Below are 17,229 nucleotides of genomic sequence, written 5' to 3'. Positions count from 1 at the left end.
GAAAGAGGTACGCGTCCATACTGCGCCCCTCAGGGCCGCTCGACCACGTAATAGGACTTCGCGTGGAAACCTGTTACCCGGGCGCCACCATTGAGCAGCCCGCCCAGCACGTCGCGCACCGCGTGCCGCCAGGCCTTCGCCGCGCCCGCGTCCTCCTTGCGCAGCGACTCCACGTCCTCGGGGACCGCCACCAGCAGGACCCGGGCGTCCATGGAGCCCTCGACGGGCCTGCCCGCCTCCTCGCGCAGCGCCACCCGCGCCCCCTCGACGGTGAACGGCGAAGGGGGCGCGCCCAGCCGCCACACGGCCAGCAGCCGATCCGAGTCGTCCCCCTTGTTGACGGCGTCGTCCATCGCGCCGTAGAAGCTGGGCAGGTACTTCTCGGGCCTGGCGCCCAGCTTGGTCAGGTTGAAGTGCGCGTTGCGGCGCACCAGCGGGTCGTAGGTCCAGGTGATGCGGTCGAGCCCGCGATCGAGCGCCCACCTGCGCTGGTGCCGCTTGAGCTCCAGCCCGATGCCCCTGCCGGTGAGCGCTCCCGTGATGTGGGAGTGCAGCGCGGCGCCCTCGGCGAAGAAGGCCACCGAGGCGCCGACCATCAGCCCGCCCTCGTAGGCGCCCGCCACGTAGTTGCCCGCGTGCGAGAGCGCCCGCATCATCTCGGGGTTGACCGGCTGGTTGCCTGGCTCGAAGCCCCAGATGCCGGAGAAGAGCCTGAAGGCCTCGGCGAACTCCTCCAGGCGGTGCAGCTCCCTGATCTCGATCACCGCAGGGCCTCGCCGAGGAGCCGGTGCACGTTGCCGCCGAGGATCTTTAGCACGTCCTTGTCGGGGACGCCCCTGCCGAGCAGGGCCTCGGTGACCAGGGGCAGCCCTCGGGGCCCTTCGAGCCCCTGAACGGTGGCGTAGGGGTCGAGCTCGCCGAAGCCGAGGTCCTCGCAGCAGGGCGGGGTCAGGTCCTGCAGCACCTCGCGGACGAAGTCGGGGCCCAGCCCCACGTGGTCGACGCCGGCGACGGAGGCGATGTGCTCGATGTGGTCCACGAGCGTGTCGAGGGTGTAGCCGGAGGGGTCGGCTGCCAGGAAGTGCGGGAAGAAGTTCACGCACACGACGCCGCCCGTCGCCGCGACGCCTCTGATCTGCTCGTCGGTGAGGTTGCGGTGGTGGTCGCGCAGGGCTCTGGCCGAGGAGTGGGTGGCGATGACGGGCCTGGTGGCCAGCTCCAGCACGTGGGCGACGCCTGAGGCGCCGAGGTGGGAGACGTCGAACAGGATGCCGAGGCGTTCCATCTCCTTGAGCGCCTCGACGCCGTGGGAGGTGAGGCCGCTGCCGGTGGCGTCCTCGCCGCTGCCGTCGGCCAGGGGGGTGCGGCCCCAGTGGGCGATCGAGGCGACCCGGACGCCGAGGCGGTGCATGGTCGGGATCAGTTCCACGCTGGCGTCGATGCCCGGCATGCTCTCCATGGCCAGGACCAGGGCGATCCTGTCCTCGGCGAGGGCGGCGTCGATCTGGGCGGCGTCGAGGCAGAGCGCCACGGCGTCGGCGTTGCCCTCGGCGATGACGTGCGCGCACTCGATCATGCGCAGCGTCTGCCTCAGCGAGCCCTCGGGCCTGAAGGCGTCGTCGATGAAGACGGGCAGCACCTGCAGCCGCACCCCGCCCTCGCGCAGCTGGGGCAGCCACTGCTCGGCGAAGAAGGGCGCCCACCGCTCGGGTGGGCGCGCGGCTACGGCCATCAACAGGTCGTTATGGGTGTCCGCGACCACGGCGCGGCGGTGGAGGTCCAGCGACATGTCCGTGACGCTATGCCAAAGCACAAGTCCCGAATTCGTCCTGTGACATCAAGACCGGGCCGTTCTTCGTGCGGGAGCCCAACCGCTCAGCCGAGCGGGATCCACTCCGTCGAGGTGGTGACCTCCTCGAGGATCTCCTTGACGGGATCGACGCCCAGGCCGGGGCCCGACGGCACGGTGAGGTGGCCGCCGTCGAGCTCGAAGGGCTCGGTGATGTCGGTGGCGTAGTAACGGCGCGAGCCTGAGGTGTCGCCCGGCAGGGTGAAGCCGGGCAGCGCGGCCAGCGCCACGTTGGCGGCCCTGCCGAGGCCCGTCTCCAGCATGCCCCCGCACCACACCGCGATGCCGTGCGCCCTGCACAGGTCGTGGATGCGCCGCGCCTCCAGGTATCCGCCGATCCTGCCCGGCTTGATGTTGACGATCGAGCAGGCCTTGAGCGAGATGGCGGCCGCCGCGTGCTCGGCCGACTCGATCGACTCATCCAGGCAGATCGGGGTGCGCAGGCGCTTGGCCAGCTCGGCGTGCTGCACCAGGTCGTCGTTCGCCAGCGGCTGCTCGATCAGCAGCAGGCCGAAGTCGTCGAGCCTGGCCAGCTGCTGGGCGTCGACCAGGGTGTAGGCGGCGTTCGCGTCGACCTGCAGCAACACCTCGTCGCCGAACCGCTCCCTGACCGCGCGCACCGGCTCGACGTCCCAGCCGGGCTCGATCTTCAGCTTGATCCTGACGTAGCCCTCGTCCAGATAGCCCTCCACCGCCTCGAGCAGCTGCGGGATGGAGTCCATGATGCCGACCGACACCCCGCACGGCACCCTGTCCCTCGTGGCGCCGAGGAACTGGCCGAACGACTCGCCCGAGGCCCTCAGCTGGGCGTCGAGCACGGCCGTCTCCAGCGCCGCCTTGGCCATGCGGTGGCCCTTGATCGGCTCGAGGGCGTGGCCCACGCCGTACGCGTCGACGTTGTCGGGCAGCGCGGGCAGCAGGAAGCGGCGGATCACCGCGGCGGCTCCGTCGACGTACTCGGAGGAGTAGAGCGGCTCCGACATCGCCACGCACTCGCCCCACCCCTCGGCATCGGGGGTGACCACTCTGACCAGGAGGACGTCCCTGTCGTGCTCGGTGCCGAACGACGTGCGGAACGGCGCGACCAGCGGCATCGCGATCCGGCGCAGCTCCACTCCGGTGATTTTCATGCTCTCTCCACTTCGTAGCACGGACTCCGTCCGACGCTAGGCCACGACGGTCCCCCGACGATTCGTGCCGGACGCCCGAATCAGGCGGTTTCTTCGTGTCCTACCCCCAATCGAGGGGGACCTATGATCTCCAGGTGAGCGACGAAATCCGCGCGGTGCTGGGCTGGAGCGAATGGACGGCCGAGCCGCTGACGCACAACGCCATGAACGCGGTGACCAAGGGCATCTGGCGGCTGCGCGGCGAGCGGCCCGTCATCCTCAAGGTGCTCACCAGCGCGGACGAGGGCGGGCTGGGGTGGGCCGCCTCGCACGACCCCAGGCACTGGAACTACTGGCGCAGGGAGGCCGAGGTCTACGCCGACGGGCTGCCCGAGCTGTGGAAGGGCAGCGGGCTGCGCGCGCCCGAGCTGGTCGCGATGGTCGAGAGGGACGACGGCGACGTGGCGCTCTACCTGGAGGACGCCGGGGGCGAGCGGCTCACCTTCGAGCGGCACGCGGTGATGGCCAGGCAGCTGGGCAGGGCTCAGGGCGGCTCGCTCGCGCCCGACCGGCCGTGGCTGAGCAGGTCGTTCCTGCGCGAGTACGTGGAGTCGAAGGACGTGCCGTACGAGCTGCTCGACGACGAGGCGGCATGGCGGCACCCGCTGGTGAGCGAGCACTTCCCGCCCGGCCTGCGCGCGGAGCTGGTCAGGCTGCACAGGGACCGCGAGTGGTTCCTGCGCCTGATGGAGTCGCTGCCGCGCGCCCTGTGCCACCTGGACGTGTGGCCGAACAACCTGCTGGCGCGCGGGCCGGAGACCGTCCTGCTGGACTGGGCCTTCGCCGGTGACGGCGCGCTCGGTGAGGACATCGGCAACCACGTGCCCGACAGCGCCTTCGACCTGTTCGTGCCCGCCTCCGAGCTGCCCGCCCTCGACCGCGCCGTCTTCGGCGCCTACGTGCGGGGCCTGAGGGAGGCGGGCTGGTCGGGTGACGAGCGGCTGGTACGGCTGGCGGTGTGCGCCTCGGCGGTCAAGTACGACTGGCTGGTGCCCATGATGCTGCGCGCGGTGGACAGGGAGCAGCTCGACTACGGGGGCGGGCGGCCCGTCGAGGCGGCCCGCCGCTACCGCGAGCGCGGTGCGGCGATGATGTTCCTGGCCGGATGGGCCGACGAGGCCCGCCGCCTGGCCGACGGCGTGGCGCTCTAGACGGGGCCGCCGGTGGGGCGCCACGCGGGCTCCTCGCACCCGTCGAGGGCGGTCGGGGCGGCTGCCCTTGAGTCGTGCAATGTCCCGCTCCATCCGTGAAGCTCCAGCTCAGCGCGGAATGGGCACGATCAGGGACCATACATCAGTTGGACCTAATGTCTTAACAAAGGTTTGACACGGCGCTGTCCCACTCGATAGAAAATCCCCACAAGCGACACGAAAGGGGATGTCCCTGATGGCCGCCGAGCCGCTCAGCCTCGCGACCTGCCTGCACGACCCCGGTCTCGACCCGCACCACGTGCCCGAGGAGACGGGCGAGCTGGAGTGCGACAAGATCGTGGACGTCGTCCAGATCTCCGCCGTCCTCCTGGAGCCCGACGGCACCTTCCGCAGGCACGCGCAGCGCCCCGGCGGGCCAGGACCTCGCCGCCTGGTGCCCAGGGTCGGGGCGAGCGACACCACCCCCGGCTGCGTCGCGGGCCCGATCCCCGCAGGGGGCTGGACCGTGCGGCTCGACCTCGACAGGTACAAGGTCGCCGCGCCGCGCTCTGGCCGCACATGACGGTCGAGGAGAACGTCGCCTGCGGTCCGCGCCCGCGCGAGCGGCCCAAGGACGGCACGTCACCTTCGAACACCGCCGCCCGCCGCACGCCGGCCACCGGCTCGACGGCCGGGCTGACGGCCGAGCGCTTCACGGTCATCGTCAAGGACACCGGCGTCGCGTGATGCCGCTCATCGGACAGGAGTCACCCATGCGCCTCGGCGTCATCGGTCTCGGGCTCATCGCCCAGGCCGTCCACCTGCAAAACCTCCAGACGCTGCGCGAGAAGTACCAGGTCACCCACGTCTGCGACCTGTCGGCCACGCTGGCCGCGCAGGTCGCCGCGGAGTACGGCGGGCCCGTGCGGCACTCGACCGACGCCGCCGAGGTGCTGGCCGACCCCGAGGTGGACGCGGTCCTCATCCTGACCCCGGGCACCCACGCCTACCTAGCCCGCAGGGCGCTCGAGGCGGGCAAGCACGTGCTGGCGGAGAAGCCGTTCGCGCACACCACGGCCGAGTGCCTGGAGCTCGACGCGCTGGCCGCGGCCAAGGGCCTGGTGCTGCAGGTGGCCTACATGAAGATGTACGACCCGATCATGGCCCGCGCCCGCGCCGAGCTGGCCAGCCTGGGCGCGCTCAGGCTCGTGCGGGTGACCGTGCTGCACCCCGACGACGACCCGCAGTTCGCCCACCAGCGCCACCTGCGCTACGGCGACGTCGACCCCACCGCCGTCGACACCTCCTACGAGCGGGCGAAGGCGGCCGAGGCCGTCGGCGACCTCGGCGAGCCGTACGTGTCGATCTACACCAACGTGCTGCAGGGCTCGGTCGTGCACGAGCTGTCGGTGCTGCGCGCCCTGTTCGGCGAGCAGCCGCTCACCATCGCCCACGCCCAGGCCGCGGGGCTCAAGCCCGGCGTGAAGCTGGAGGAGCCGCCGCAGTTGCAGGCGCTCGGCACGCTCGGCGACGCCCAGCTGTCGCTGTCGTGGAACTGGCTGCCCGACTTCCCCGACTACGGCGAGGAGATCGCGGTCTTCGGCTCGGCCGGCCGCCTCTACCTCAGCATGCCGGGCCCCTACCTGCGCGACGCCAGGGCCGAGCTGGTCGTCGAGAGCATGCAGGGGGGTGAGCGGGCCACCACCCGCCTCGTCTCCGACCACCGCACCGGCTTCGTCCACGAGCTGCTCGCCTTCCACGCCTCCGTCACCGAAGGCGCGCCCGTCCTGTCCACCGCCACCGGCGCCGCCTACGACACCGCCGCCCTCCAGCAGATCGCAAGGAGCCTCGCATGAACAAGATCGCCTCTGCGCCCTGCAGCTACGGAGTGCTGGGCGGCCAGTCCATCGACATGAAGCCGGTCGAGCTGCTCGAGGCCATGGCCGCGGCCGGATACACCGGCAGCGAGCTCGGCCCTCCCGGATTCTTCGGCTCGCCCGCCGAGACCGCCAGGCTGTTCGCCGACAACGGCCTCACGGTCGTCGGCTCCTACGTGCCGCTGCACCTGTCGCTGTCGGAGGAGGTGCTGGCCGCCGACCTGGCCGCCATGCGCCACACCCTGGAGGAGCTGGCCGCCTCGGGCAACCCCGACGTGGTGGCCGTCCTCGCCGACGAGGGCGACGACGCCCTGCGCGCCAACCCCTGGCGCACCGGAGACGGCTGGGACGCCGCCACCTGGCAGCGCGCCGCCGACCGCGTCGCCGCCGCCTGCGAGGTCGTCAGGTCGTACGGCGTGCGCCCCGTCTTCCACCCCCACTACGCCACCTACGTCGAGCAGGCCGCCGAGATCGACAGGCTCATGGAGCTGACCGACGTCTCGCTCTGCCTCGACAGCGGCCACTTCGAACTCGGCGGCGCCTCGCCCGCGGCCTACGCGGAGAAGTACGCCGACCGCGTGGACCACGTCCACGTCAAGGACGTGCGCCACGCCGTCGTCGCCGCCGCCAAGGCCCGCGGCGACGTCCATCTCGAGTCGTGGTGGGCTGAGGTGGCCTGCCCGCTCGGCCGGGGCGACGTCGCGCTCGAGCCCTTCCTGGCCCAGCTCAAGGCCAACGGCTACGCCGGCTGGTACGTCATCGAGCAGGACAGCGCCGCCGTCACCGCCGAGACGTGGGACGCCGTCATCGCCGACCAGCGGCACAACCACACCTGGCTGGCGGAGCGTCTGTGACCGAGCCGACCACAGGGCTCGTCAGCGGGCTCGTCACCGAGCTCATCACGATGGGCCGGATCGGGGTGGACGTCTACCCGCTGCAGAGCGGCCTCTCGCTCCGGCACGTCGAGACCTTCGGCAAGTACCTCGGCGGCTCGCCGTCCAACGTCGCCGTGGCCGCAGCCAGGCACGGGCGCTCCTCTGCGGTCATCACCAGGACGGGCGCCGACCCGTTCGGGGAGTTCCTGCACGACGCGCTCAGAGGCTTCGGCGTCGACGACAGGTACGTGACGCCGGTCGCGGGGATGCCGACGCCCGTCACGTTCTGCGAGCTGTTTCCCCCCGACGACTTCCCGCTGTACTTCTACCGCTTCCCGACCGCGCCGGACCTGCAGATCCACCCGGAGGAGCTGGACCTGTCCGCCATCGCGCGGGCCGAGATCTTCTGGGCGACGGTGACGGGCCTGTGCCAGGAGCCCAGCAGGTCGGCCACCCTGGCCGCGCTGGGCGCCGCCACGGGGACGGTGGTGCTCGACCTGGACTACCGGCCGATGTTCTGGGCCTCTCGCGAGGAGGCGGCCCGCTTCGTCCGGCAGGCGCTGCCGCACGCCACGGTCGCGGTCGGCAACCTGGAGGAGTGCGCGGTCGCCGTCGGCTCGCACGACGCCGAGTCGGCCGCCGCCCTGCTGCTGGCCGCCGGGGTGAAGATCGCGATCGTCAAGCAGGGACCGGACGGGGTGCTCGCCACCGACGGCGTCACCACGGTCGTCGGGCCGCCCGTCCCCGTGGAGGTCGTCAACGGGCTCGGCGCGGGGGACGCCTTCGGCGGCGCCCTGTGCCACGGCCTGCTGTCCGGCTGGGACCTGGAGCGGACCGTCCGCTTCGCCAACGCGGCAGGCGCGATCGTCGCCTCACGGCTGTCGTGCGCCGACGCCATGCCGACCTCCGCCGAGGTGGAGGCGGTGCTGGAGCTGGCCGGGTCGGGAACCACCCTGACCGCCGCCCACTCCGCCTCTCTCGCCCCGGTGTCCGGCCCCGCACCCTCGTCGAAGCCCCCGGAGAGCTCCCGCCCCGTCCCGGTGGCCGGACCGCCGCGCGACCCTGGCCCCGTGCCCGCCTTCGATCCGCCGACGAACCTCACAGGAGAGCGCTCATGATCCAGGACAGGCTCGCGACGCTCGTCGAGACCAGAGCCAACAGGCCCGCCGCCATCGCCGAGGCCGCCGCCCTGCGGCTGCGCCCCGACAGCCTGCTCGGCGAGCACGGCAAGCTCATGGTGATCGCCGCCGACCACCCCGCCAGAGGCGCGCTCAGCGCGGGCAACCGCCCCATGGCCATGGCCGACAGGCTCGACCTGCTCGACCGGCTCTGCACCGCCCTGGCCAGGCCAGGCGTCAACGGCGTCCTCGGCACCCCCGACATCCTCGAGGACCTCCTGCTGCTCGGCGCGCTCGACGGCAAGGTCGTCATCGGCTCGATGAACCGCGGCGGCCTCGCGGGCTCGGCCTTCGAGATGGACGACAGGTTCACCGGCTACGACGCCGCCAGGATCCAGGCGATGCGGTTCGAGGGCGGCAAGACGCTGACCAGGATCGACTACGCCGACCCCGCCAGCGTCGACACCCTCGAGGCGACCGCCAGGGCCGTCAACGACCTGGCCAGGCGCGACCTGCTGGCGATGGTCGAGCCGTTCATCTCGCACCGAGTGGACGGCCTGGTGCGCAACGTCCTGACCGCCGACGCCACGGTGAAGGCGGCCGCGATCGCCGCGGCGCTCGGCAGCACCTCCGCCTACACCTGGCTCAAGCTGCCCGTGGTGGACGACATGGAGCGCGTGATGGCCGCCACCACGCTGCCCGTCGTCATCCTCGGCGGCGAGGTGGACTCCGACCAGGAGGCGGTGTTCGCCCGATGGCGCAAGGCGCTGGCCTGCCCGACCGCGCGCGGCCTCGCCGTCGGCAGGTCGCTGCTCTACCCGCCCGACGACGACGTCGTCTCCGCCGTCGACGCGGCGGTGGGGCTGCTGTGAGCCGCCACCGCAGGGGCTCGCCGGCGGCTGGGCCGTACGAACCGGAGCTCACGCCCGAGCTCGCGGGTCCCGGCGAGCGGGTCCGGCTGTCGTGCGACGACCCCGCGCACGCCTGGATCCGCGACACCTGTGCCGGACTGCCCGCCGACCCCGGGCTGTCCTTCGGGAGGACGTCATGACCGTGCTGACCGTCGCGCAGGCGACCGTCAGGTTCCTCGCCAACCAGTGGACCGAGCGCGACGGCGTGCGGCAACGACTGTTCGCGGGATGCTTCGGCATCTTCGGGCACGGCAACGTCGCGGGCCTCGGCCAGGCGCTGCTGGAGGCGGGCGACGCCCTGCCCTACCACCTGCCGAGGAACGAGCAGGCGATGGTGCACACAGCCGTCGGCTACGCGCGGATGAGGAACAGGCTGTCGACCTTCGCCTGCACCACCTCGATCGGGCCTGGCGCGACCAACATGGTCACGGGCGCGGCGCTGGCCACGATCAACAGGGTGCCCGTCCTGCTGCTGCCCGCCGACACCTTCGCCACGCGCGTGGCCTCGCCGGTGTTGCAGGAGCTGGAGCTGCCAGGCTCCCTCGACGTCAGCGTCAACGACTGCTTCAGGCCCGTGTCGGTCTTCTTCGACAGGATCAGCAGGCCCGAGCAACTGGCCTCCTCCCTCCTGGCGGCGACGAGGGTGATCACCGACCCCGCCGCCACCGGCGCGGTGACGCTCGCGATGCCCCAGGACGTGCAGGCCGAGGCCCACGACTTCCCCGAGGAGCTGTTCGCCGAGCGGGTGTGGAAGGTCCGCCGCCCCGCCCCGGCCGCCGAGGACCTCGCCGAGGCCGTCGAGCTGATCAGGACCGCGCGCAGGCCGCTCCTCGTCAGCGGCGGCGGCACCATCTACAGCGAGGCGACGGGCGCGCTGCGGGCGCTGGCCGAGGCGACGGGCATCCCGGTCGCCGAGACGCAGGCGGGCAAGGGCTCACTGCCCTTCGACCACCCCTCCGCCGTGGGCGCGATCGGCGCGACGGGTACCACCGCCGCCAACACGCTGGCCCGCGAGGCCGACGTGGTGATCGGCGTGGGCACCAGGTGGAGCGACTTCACCACCGCCTCCCGCACCGCCTTCCAGCACCCCGGCGTGCGCTTCGTCAACCTCAACGTCGCGCCCGTCGACGCCTACAAGCATGCGGGCGTGCCGCTGGTCGCCGACGCGCGCGCGGGACTGCTCGCGCTGGCCGACGGGCTGCGCGGCTGGTCGGTGGAGGGCGACTACGCCGCGCTGGCCGTACGGCTGGCGCAGGAGTGGGAGCGGACGGTCACCCGCGCCCACACCCTCGGCCACGGCCCGCTGCCCGCCCAGTCGGAGATCATCGGCGTCGTGCAGGAGCTGAGCGAGCCCGCCGACGTGGTGGTGTGCGCGGCCGGCAGCATGCCGGGCGACCTGCACAAGCTCTGGCGCACCCGCGATCCGAAGGGCTACCACGTCGAGTACGGCTACTCCTGCATGGGCTACGAGATCGCCGGAGGGCTCGGCGTGAAGATGGCCGACCCCTCGCGCGAGGTGACCGTCATGGTGGGCGACGGGTCGTACCTGATGATGGCCCAGGAGATCGCCACCGCCGTGCAGGAGGGGGTGAAGCTCACCATCGTGCTCGTGCAGAACCACGGCTTCCAGTCGATCGGCGCGCTGTCGGAGTCGCTCGGCTCGCAGCGTTTCGGCACCCGCTACCGCTACAGGGGCGCCGACGCGCTGCTGCCCGTCGACCTGGCGGCCAACGCGGCCAGCCTGGGCGCCCAGGTGCTGAGGGCGAGCACGGTGGAGGAGTTCAGGAAGGCGCTGGCGCAGGCCAGGGCGGCCGAGGTGACCACGGTCGTGCACGTCGAGACCGACCCTTCGGTGCCCGCGCCCGACTCGGAGTCGTGGTGGGACGTGCCCGTCGCGCAGGTCTCGGAGCTGGAGAGCACCAGGCGGGCGCGCGTCGCCTACGAGGAGGGCAGGCGCGCCCAGCGCCCGCTGCTGTAGGGACGGCTCAGCGGTCGAGCACGTGGAGGGCGGGGGAGCTGGGAGTGAGCAGCAGCGCGCCGTCGCGCCCGCACGCGATCGTGTCGGCCACCCGCGCGCCGAACAGCCCGCTCAGGTGGATGGCGGGCTCCAGGCACAGGGTCATGCCGTCGGCCAGGGGCTCGGGCTCGTCCAGCCTGGGCCCCTCGTCGTGGCCCCAGCCCACTCCTCTGCCGCCCACCTGGCCGAAGTCGCCGTAGCCGCTGTCCTCGATCACCTGGCGCGCGCGGACCGCGACCTGCAGGGCTGCGGCGCCCGGCCGTACGGCCTCCAGCGCCGCCGCCCTGGCGGCCAGCACCACCGAGTACATCGCCTCGAAGTCCTCGGGAGGTTCGGCCACCGCGAACACCCTGGCCACCTCGGCGCAGAAGCCGTCCCACCTGCCGCAGACCGACACCTGCAGCGCGTCGCCCGGATTGATGACCCGCGCCGTGGGCGGCTGCGCGCGTGAGGCGGTGTGCTCTCCTGCGGCGACCCGTACCGACAGGATCTCCTCGCAGCCGCCCTGGACCATGAGCGTCCGCAGCCTGGCGGCCATCTCCCTCTCGGTCGCGCCGAACCAGGCCAGCTCACGGGCGGCCGCCAGGACCGCGTCGGCCGCCCGCGCCGCCCGCGCCACCGCCTCGACCTCCTCGCTCGACTTCCTGAGCCGCAGCGGCCGCAGCACCGCCGAGGCGGGGATCAGCTCGGCGTCGATCCGCATCGCGAACAGCTCGGCGACGCGCATCTCGTCGTCCACGCCGACCCTGCGCGCCCCCCTGGGCACGAGTGAGGCCGGATCGCTTGTCTCGACCGGCGGGCGGCCCTGGAGCACGACGAGGAAGGACTCGCCCGTGCCGCCGAGGAAGCGGTGGTCGGGGGAGGGGCGCAGCACCAGCGCGTCCACGCCCGCCGCCGCCATCGCCTGGCGCACCAGCTGCTCCCTCATCACTCGGGGGCGTGCAGCCAGCAGGCGACGGGGCCGAAGTCGGGCTCCTTCACCCTGCACACGTCCATGACCAGCGGACAGCGCGGGTGGAACCTGCACCCGTGGGGCGGGTCGGCCGGATCTGGGACGTCGCCCGGCAGCTCCGCCGGCAGCACGCCCAGGCCGTCGGGCTGCGGGATCGCGCCCAGCAGCGCCCTGGTGTAGGGGTGCTTCGGGTCGGCCCACACCTCCTCCGTCCGGCCCACCTCGACGATCTTGCCGAGGTACATCACCGCGATCCTGTCGGCGATCAGCCGCACCACCGAGAGGTCGTGGCTGATGAACAGCAGCCCCGCGCCCGAGTCCACCGCCAGGTCGCGCATCAACCTGGCCACCTGCGACTGCGCCGAGGCGTCGAGCGCGGAGATCGGCTCGTCACCGATGAGCAGCGACGGCCTGGCCGCCAGGGCTCTGGCGATCGCGATGCGCTGACGCTGGCCGCCGGAGAACTCGTGCGGGTGCCGCCCGGCGAACTCGCGGGGCAGGCCGACGCGCTCCAGCAGGTCGGCGGGGGCGGTGGTGGTGTCGCCTGCGGTGCGCAGGCCGTCGGCGATCTGGTCGCCGACGCGGCGGCGCGGGTTCAGCGAGGCGTAGGGGTCCTGGAAGACCATCTGGATCGCGGTCAGCTCGCGCCTGCGCAGGCCCAGCGGGCTGACCGGGCGGCCGCCGAAGGTGATCTCGCCCTCGGCGGCGGGGTGCAGGCCGCACACGGCCCTGGCCAGCGTGGACTTGCCGCAGCCCGACTCGCCCACCAGCCCGACCACCTCGCCGGGGGAGACGGTCAGGCTCGCCCCCGCCACCGCCCGCACCACGGGCCGCCCTGGAGAGCGGTGCTCCACGACCAGGTCGCTGATCGTCAGCGTCGTCATGCCGTCTCTCCGTCTCCTGCGCTCTGCTGCCCGGACTCGCCCGGGACGGCGTGCGCCTCGGGCAGGGAGTCCAGGAGGGAGCGGGTGTAGGGGTGGGAGGGCGTGCGCAGGACCTGCCCGCGCGGGCCCGACTCGACCACCAGGCCGTCCTTCATCACGCTCACCTCGTCGGCCACCGCCGACATCACCCCGAGGTCGTGCGTGACCAGCAGCACCGCCAGCCCGAGGTCGTCGCACAGGCCGCGCAGCAGCCGCAAAACTCCCGCCTGGACGGTGACGTCGAGCGCGGTCGTCGGCTCGTCGGCGATGAGCACCTTCGGCGAGCAGGCCAGCGCGATGGCGATGGCGATGCGCTGGCGCATGCCGCCGGAGAACTGGTGCGGGTAGCGGCCGAAGGCCTCCTCAGGCCCGGGGATGCGGACCTTCGCCAGCAGCTCCACCGCCCTCGACCTGGCCTCCGAGCGGCCGAGCCCGAGGTGGTGGCGCATGTGCTCGGTGAGCTGCCTGCCGATGGTCAGCATGGGGTGCAGGCTGGTGGCGGGGTCCTGGAAGACCATGGCGATCTCGCCGCCGCGCACCCTGTTGAGCTCCTTGGGCCGCAGGCCGAGCAGGTCCCTGCCCTCCAGCGCGATCGAGCCCGTGGCCCTGGCGCCGTGCGGGAGCAGGCCGAGGACGGCGAGGCCGGTCATGGTCTTGCCCGACCCGCTCTCGCCCGCCAGGCCGTGGACCTGGCCCTGCCGCAGCGACAGGTCGACGCCGCCGAGGATGTCCCTGCCGCCGATGGTGACCCTCAGATCGGTGATGTCGAGCATCAGAGCGCACGCTCCTTGATGGCGCGGGCCGTACGGGGGTCGAGGGCGTCGCGCAGCGTGTCGCCGAGGAAGTTGAAGGCCAGCACCACGGTCAGGATCGCCAGACCGGGGAAGGTGGCCACCCACCAGCTGTCGAAGACCTCCACGCCGCCCGCGACCATCGCGCCCCACTCGGGGGAGGGCGGCTTGGCGCCCAGGCCCAGGAACGACAGCCCCGACAGCAGCAGCAGCGCGGTGCCGATGTCGAGCGTGGCCAGCACGAGCACGGGGCCGGTGACGTTCGGCAGCACGTCCACGCGCAGCGAGCGCCACACCGAGAAGCCCAGCAGCCTGCCGCTCAGCACGAACTCCCGCTCCCGCACGCCGAGCACCAGCCCGCGCGTGACGCGGGCGTAGGCGGGCCAGGCCACCACCAGGACGGCGAGCACCGCGTTGACCAGGCTCGCGCCCAGCGCCGCCGCGACCACCATGGCCAGGATGACCGTGGGGAAGGCGAAGACGAGGTCGGCGACCCGCATGATCGTCTCGTCCACCCACCTGCCGAAGTAGCCGGCGCAGGCGCCGAGCAGGCCGCCGATCAGCAGGCTCAGCACGACCAGGAGGAGCGTCAACGGGATGGAGACGCGCGCGCCGTACATGACCCTGCTGAGGATGTCGCGGCCGAGCTGGTCGGTGCCGAACCAGTGGTCGGCGCCCGGCGGGGCGAGCCTCGGCAGGTCCTGGGCGAGCGGGTCGTGCGGGGCCAGCAGCGGGGCGGCCAGCGCGATCACCAGCCAGGCGAGCGCGATCACCCCGCCGACGATGGCCAGGGGTTGCCGCCATGCTTCGGGCAGTCGTCGTCTCACTGCAGTCTCACTCGGGGGTCGATGACGCCGTACAGCACGTCCACGATCAGGTTGATGACCAGGTAGACCCCGCCGACCACCAGGCCCACGCCCATGACGGCGGGCAGGTCGAGGGTGGTGGCGCTCTTGTAGGCGTACTGCCCGACACCGGGCCAGGCGAAGATCGCCTCGACCAGGACGGTGCCCGACAGCAGGCTGCCGAAGGCGAGGCCCGCCACCGTGATGATGGGCACCAGCGCCGAGCGGAGCACGTACCGAAACAGGATCACCCTGCCGGGCAGGCCCTTGGCGCGGGCGGCGCGGACGTAGTCCTGGCCGAGCACCTCGAGCACCGCGCTCCTGGTGAAGCGGGTGAGCAGGCCGATGGTGTAGAGGGCGAGGACCAGCGCGGGGGTGAGCAGATGGCCGACCGCGCTGGCGAAGACGTCCCACTGGCCCGCCAGCGCCGAGTCGACTGTGGCGAGGCCGGTGACGGGCGGCGGGGCCTGCAGGCCGGGGTCGATGCGACCGCTGCCCGGGGTGATCTGGAGCCGGTAGAAGAAGACGTAGAAGGCCACCAGGGCCAGCCAGAACGTCGGCACCGAGATGCCGATCAGGCTGAGCACCCGCAGCACGTGGTCGGGCAGGCGGTCCCTGCGCAGCGCCGCCACCACGCCGAACGCGACGCCGAGGATCAGGGAGACCACGATGGCCGCTCCCGCCAGCTCCAGCGTGGCGGGGACGGTCTCCGCGAGGTCCTGGCTGACAGGGCGGTGGCTCTGCTGGCTGACGCCGAGGTCACCCTGCAGCATGCCGCCCAGGTGGATGAGGTACTGCTGCGGGAGCGGCTTGTCCAGGCCGTGGTCCTGCCGCCACTGGGCGACGATCGCCGGGTCGCCGAGGGCGCGCTGGCCCAGGTTGGCGGTCGCGGGGTCGCCGGGGACGAGGTTGGTCAGGACGAAGGTCACCACCGTGATGCCCCAGGCCAGCAGGACCGCGATGAGGACCCTGCGCAGGAGGAACCTGGCGAGGGGATGCCGCAGGGCGCGCCGCCGCCCCCGTGTCCCTGCGGCTTTCTCTGGGGGCTCCGGTACGGCCGTGGCCGTACCGGAGGGGCCGTCGGGGTCGGTCATCGCGACGGCCTACTTGGCGCCGAGGTCGGCGAGGTCGACCGTCCAGACCGGGTGGTACTCCAGTCCGGTCACCGACGCGGCGGTGACGATGTTCTGGCTCGGCTGGATGAGCGGGATGAACGGGCCGGAGGCGTTGAGCTTGGTCTGCACGTCGGCGTAGGCGGCCTTGCGGGCCTCGTCGCCGATGGTCGTGGCCGCCTTGTCGCCCGCGGCGGAGACCGCCTTGTCGGCGCCGTCCTTCCACCCGGCCCGCAGGCCCACGAGCTTGCCGGGCAGGAAGGCCAGGTAGTCGCTCGGGTCCGGGTAGTCAGGGCCCCAGTACCACAGGCCGAGCTCCTCCTTGCCGTTGCGGTAGTTGTCGAGCGCGGTGGTGACCGGCGCGGGCGCGAGGTCGACGGTGATGCCGACCTCCTTCAGGTTGGCCTGGATCCGCTCGGCCAGCGGCTGGAAGGACAGCCCGTTGACGGTGAGCTCGCTCGGGAACTCCAGCTTCACGGTCGGGTTGGACAGCCCGCTGGCCGCCAGCGCCGCCTTGGCGCCCTCGACGTCGCGCTTGGCCGCCTGGTCCTGCGGCAGGGCGCCCAGCAGCTGCGAGGGGATGATCCCAGGCGCCTGCGTCGAGCCCTCACCGGCCAGCTCCAGCAGCCCCGCGTAGTCGACGCCCTTGCGAAGGGCCTCGACGAACTTGGCGTTGGGCGTGGTCTTGCTGACGGAGGAGTCCTGGTTGGCGAGCAGGAAGATGACGTTGGCCGAGGCGGTCTTCTTCACCTGCAGGTTCGCCGGCATGCCGGTCACCTGGTCGCCGGAGAGGTTGAGCGCCACCTGGCTGTCGCCGCGCTGCACGTTCAGCTTCTGCGTGGCGGCCTCGACGTTGCGGATGACGACCCTGTCGTAGGCGGGCTTGGCGCCGTAGTACTTGGGGTTGGCCCTGAGCACGACCTGGCTCGACAGGTTGAACGACTCGATCGTGTACGGCCCCGAGCCCGCGGAGGCGGTGTTCAGGTACTGCTCGGCCTTGTCACCGGCGTCGGTGGTCGCCCCGTGCTCTTTGGCGACCTTGCTGTTGATCACGCCAAGGGCGGGGTTGGGCAGGATGTAGGGCAACGCGGGGTTGGGCGCCTTCGACGTCAGCGTGATCGTCGTGTCATCGGTCTTGGCGATCTCGACCCCGTCGAGCAGGAACGAGGGGGTGCCCTTCATGTCGCGCACCCGTGTCAGCGAGAAGACCACGTCGTCGGCCGTCAGCGGCGAGCCGTCGGCGAAGGTGGCGCCCTTCTTCAGCTTGAGGGTCAGCACCTTGCCGTCCTCGGACAGCTCGTACGACTCGGCCAGCGCGGGGACCGGCTTGGTCACGTCCGCGCCGTCGAAGGTCAGCAGCGTCTCGTAGACGGCCTTGCCGACGAACAGGCCCGTCGGCTCGTAGGTGCGGCCTGGATCGGCGGTCTTCAGGTCGAAGGACGTGTCGATGACGAGGGTCTTGGCGCCGGACTGCGGTGCGGACGACGGCTTGACGCCGCCGGCGGAGCAGGCGGCGAGCGCGAGAGCACCGACGACCAGCAGAGCTGCCGTCTGAGAGCGGGTCGCCATGGGGTGTCCTCCGAAGCTGGACGGTTGGTTGCGATTGGTGCTGGATTGTCCGGCAGAATGTCCAGCTCATGTCACAAGACTGAGACGTACG

General features: G+C 72.1%; 18 protein-coding genes. 9 read left to right on the top strand and 9 right to left on the bottom strand.

Going from position 1 to position 17,229, the window contains the following annotated elements; translation table 11 throughout:
• Window positions 1–29 precede the first annotated feature (29 nt).
• The 3 genes from FHR33_RS04995 to menC form a co-directional block, all read right to left on the bottom strand.
• The gene (locus FHR33_RS04995; RefSeq protein WP_183644155.1) at window positions 30–764 is read right to left on the bottom strand and encodes a GNAT family N-acetyltransferase; all 735 of its coding nucleotides are present in this window, start codon (window positions 762–764) and stop codon (window positions 30–32) included.
• Window positions 761–1,789 carry a dipeptidase gene (locus FHR33_RS04990; protein ID WP_183644152.1) on the bottom strand — a complete coding sequence of 343 codons (1,029 nt, stop codon included), beginning with the start codon at window positions 1,787–1,789 and terminating at the stop codon, window positions 761–763. The genes FHR33_RS04995 and FHR33_RS04990 overlap by 4 nt, the downstream gene beginning before the upstream one ends.
• 86 nt (window positions 1,790–1,875) lie before the next feature.
• Window positions 1,876–2,979 (bottom strand): o-succinylbenzoate synthase, encoded by a 1,104-nt coding sequence (gene menC, locus FHR33_RS04985; protein WP_183644149.1) that lies wholly within the window; start codon window positions 2,977–2,979, stop codon window positions 1,876–1,878.
• Window positions 2,980–3,113: 134 nt separating this feature from the next.
• Here menC and FHR33_RS04980 point away from each other — a divergent pair, with 134 nt between their 5' ends.
• From FHR33_RS04980 to iolD, 9 genes are all read left to right on the top strand, one after another.
• On the top strand, window positions 3,114–4,169 hold the full coding sequence (locus tag FHR33_RS04980; RefSeq protein WP_183644146.1) for a protein kinase family protein: 1,056 nt from the start codon (window positions 3,114–3,116) through the stop codon (window positions 4,167–4,169).
• Window positions 4,170–4,395: 226 nt separating this feature from the next.
• Window positions 4,396–4,731, top strand: a complete 336-nt coding sequence (locus FHR33_RS04975; protein ID WP_183644143.1) for a hypothetical protein — start codon at window positions 4,396–4,398, stop codon at window positions 4,729–4,731.
• Window positions 4,728–4,895: a hypothetical protein gene (locus FHR33_RS04970; RefSeq protein ID WP_183644141.1), complete on the top strand. Its 168-nt coding sequence runs from the start codon at window positions 4,728–4,730 to the stop codon at window positions 4,893–4,895. Before FHR33_RS04975 ends, FHR33_RS04970 begins: the two co-directional genes overlap by 4 nt.
• Before the next feature lie 26 nt (window positions 4,896–4,921).
• Window positions 4,922–6,004: a Gfo/Idh/MocA family protein gene (locus FHR33_RS04965; protein ID WP_183644139.1), complete on the top strand. Its 1,083-nt coding sequence runs from the start codon at window positions 4,922–4,924 to the stop codon at window positions 6,002–6,004.
• Window positions 6,001–6,879 (top strand): sugar phosphate isomerase/epimerase family protein, encoded by an 879-nt coding sequence (locus FHR33_RS04960; protein ID WP_183644136.1) that lies wholly within the window; start codon window positions 6,001–6,003, stop codon window positions 6,877–6,879. Before FHR33_RS04965 ends, FHR33_RS04960 begins: the two co-directional genes overlap by 4 nt.
• A complete protein-coding gene (iolC, locus tag FHR33_RS04955; RefSeq protein ID WP_491565883.1) occupies window positions 6,876–8,018 on the top strand; it encodes a 5-dehydro-2-deoxygluconokinase in 1,143 nt (380 codons plus the stop codon). The genes FHR33_RS04960 and iolC overlap by 4 nt, the downstream gene beginning before the upstream one ends.
• Entirely contained in the window at window positions 8,015–8,890 is an 876-nt protein-coding gene (locus FHR33_RS04950; RefSeq protein WP_183644133.1) for a Cgl0159 family (beta/alpha)8-fold protein, read from the top strand. The genes iolC and FHR33_RS04950 overlap by 4 nt, the downstream gene beginning before the upstream one ends.
• Window positions 8,887–9,069, top strand: a complete 183-nt coding sequence (locus FHR33_RS04945) for a hypothetical protein (protein ID WP_183644130.1) — start codon at window positions 8,887–8,889, stop codon at window positions 9,067–9,069. Before FHR33_RS04950 ends, FHR33_RS04945 begins: the two co-directional genes overlap by 4 nt.
• Window positions 9,066–10,907: a 3D-(3,5/4)-trihydroxycyclohexane-1,2-dione acylhydrolase (decyclizing) gene (iolD, locus tag FHR33_RS04940; protein ID WP_183644128.1), complete on the top strand. Its 1,842-nt coding sequence runs from the start codon at window positions 9,066–9,068 to the stop codon at window positions 10,905–10,907. The genes FHR33_RS04945 and iolD overlap by 4 nt, the downstream gene beginning before the upstream one ends.
• Window positions 10,908–10,914: 7 nt before the next feature.
• On the opposite strand, the gene FHR33_RS04935 is transcribed toward iolD, so the two are convergent.
• Genes FHR33_RS04935 through FHR33_RS04910 form a run of 6 tightly spaced genes read right to left on the bottom strand, consistent with a single transcriptional unit; the run spans window position 10,915 to window position 17,138 of the window.
• Complete coding sequence (locus FHR33_RS04935) at window positions 10,915–11,874, bottom strand: M24 family metallopeptidase (protein ID WP_183644125.1); 960 nt, start codon at window positions 11,872–11,874, stop codon at window positions 10,915–10,917.
• The gene (locus tag FHR33_RS04930) at window positions 11,874–12,782 is read right to left on the bottom strand and encodes an ABC transporter ATP-binding protein (RefSeq protein ID WP_183644122.1); all 909 of its coding nucleotides are present in this window, start codon (window positions 12,780–12,782) and stop codon (window positions 11,874–11,876) included. The genes FHR33_RS04935 and FHR33_RS04930 overlap by 1 nt, the downstream gene beginning before the upstream one ends.
• On the bottom strand, window positions 12,779–13,594 hold the full coding sequence (locus FHR33_RS04925) for an ABC transporter ATP-binding protein (RefSeq protein WP_183644120.1): 816 nt from the start codon (window positions 13,592–13,594) through the stop codon (window positions 12,779–12,781). Before FHR33_RS04925 ends, FHR33_RS04930 begins: the two co-directional genes overlap by 4 nt.
• Window positions 13,594–14,439, bottom strand: coding sequence for an ABC transporter permease (locus FHR33_RS04920; protein WP_183644118.1), 846 nt, complete (start codon window positions 14,437–14,439; stop codon window positions 13,594–13,596). The genes FHR33_RS04925 and FHR33_RS04920 overlap by 1 nt, the downstream gene beginning before the upstream one ends.
• Window positions 14,436–15,551, bottom strand: a complete 1,116-nt coding sequence (locus FHR33_RS04915; RefSeq protein ID WP_183644117.1) for an ABC transporter permease — start codon at window positions 15,549–15,551, stop codon at window positions 14,436–14,438. The genes FHR33_RS04920 and FHR33_RS04915 overlap by 4 nt, the downstream gene beginning before the upstream one ends.
• A 9-nt stretch (window positions 15,552–15,560) precedes the next feature.
• Entirely contained in the window at window positions 15,561–17,138 is a 1,578-nt protein-coding gene (locus FHR33_RS04910; protein WP_183644115.1) for an ABC transporter substrate-binding protein, read from the bottom strand.
• Window positions 17,139–17,229: the final 91 nt, after the last annotated feature.

It is taken from the genome of Nonomuraea dietziae (genome assembly GCF_014195505.1).
Classification (GTDB): Bacteria; Actinomycetota; Actinomycetes; order Streptosporangiales; family Streptosporangiaceae; genus Nonomuraea; species Nonomuraea roseola.
Note: the sequence above shows the minus strand (reverse complement) of the source record. Positions and strands in the feature narration are given on the sequence as shown.

What these genes read in the sequence shown, in the direction of transcription:
- FHR33_RS04990 (WP_183644152.1), bottom strand. Translation starts at nt 1,789, where the DNA reads ATGTCGCTGGACCTCCACCGCCGCGCCGTGGTCGCGGACACCCATAAC.
- menC (WP_183644149.1), bottom strand. Translation starts at nt 2,979, where the DNA reads ATGAAAATCACCGGAGTGGAGCTGCGCCGGATCGCGATGCCGCTGGTC.
- FHR33_RS04975 (WP_183644143.1), top strand. Translation starts at nt 4,396, where the DNA reads ATGTCCCTGATGGCCGCCGAGCCGCTCAGCCTCGCGACCTGCCTGCAC.
- FHR33_RS04970 (WP_183644141.1), top strand. Translation starts at nt 4,728, where the DNA reads ATGACGGTCGAGGAGAACGTCGCCTGCGGTCCGCGCCCGCGCGAGCGG.
- FHR33_RS04965 (WP_183644139.1), top strand. Translation starts at nt 4,922, where the DNA reads ATGCGCCTCGGCGTCATCGGTCTCGGGCTCATCGCCCAGGCCGTCCAC.
- FHR33_RS04960 (WP_183644136.1), top strand. Translation starts at nt 6,001, where the DNA reads ATGAACAAGATCGCCTCTGCGCCCTGCAGCTACGGAGTGCTGGGCGGC.
- FHR33_RS04950 (WP_183644133.1), top strand. Translation starts at nt 8,015, where the DNA reads ATGATCCAGGACAGGCTCGCGACGCTCGTCGAGACCAGAGCCAACAGG.
- iolD (WP_183644128.1), top strand. Translation starts at nt 9,066, where the DNA reads ATGACCGTGCTGACCGTCGCGCAGGCGACCGTCAGGTTCCTCGCCAAC.
- FHR33_RS04935 (WP_183644125.1), bottom strand. Translation starts at nt 11,874, where the DNA reads ATGAGGGAGCAGCTGGTGCGCCAGGCGATGGCGGCGGCGGGCGTGGAC.
- FHR33_RS04930 (WP_183644122.1), bottom strand. Translation starts at nt 12,782, where the DNA reads ATGACGACGCTGACGATCAGCGACCTGGTCGTGGAGCACCGCTCTCCA.
- FHR33_RS04925 (WP_183644120.1), bottom strand. Translation starts at nt 13,594, where the DNA reads ATGCTCGACATCACCGATCTGAGGGTCACCATCGGCGGCAGGGACATC.
- FHR33_RS04915 (WP_183644117.1), bottom strand. Translation starts at nt 15,551, where the DNA reads ATGACCGACCCCGACGGCCCCTCCGGTACGGCCACGGCCGTACCGGAG.
- FHR33_RS04910 (WP_183644115.1), bottom strand. Translation starts at nt 17,138, where the DNA reads ATGGCGACCCGCTCTCAGACGGCAGCTCTGCTGGTCGTCGGTGCTCTC.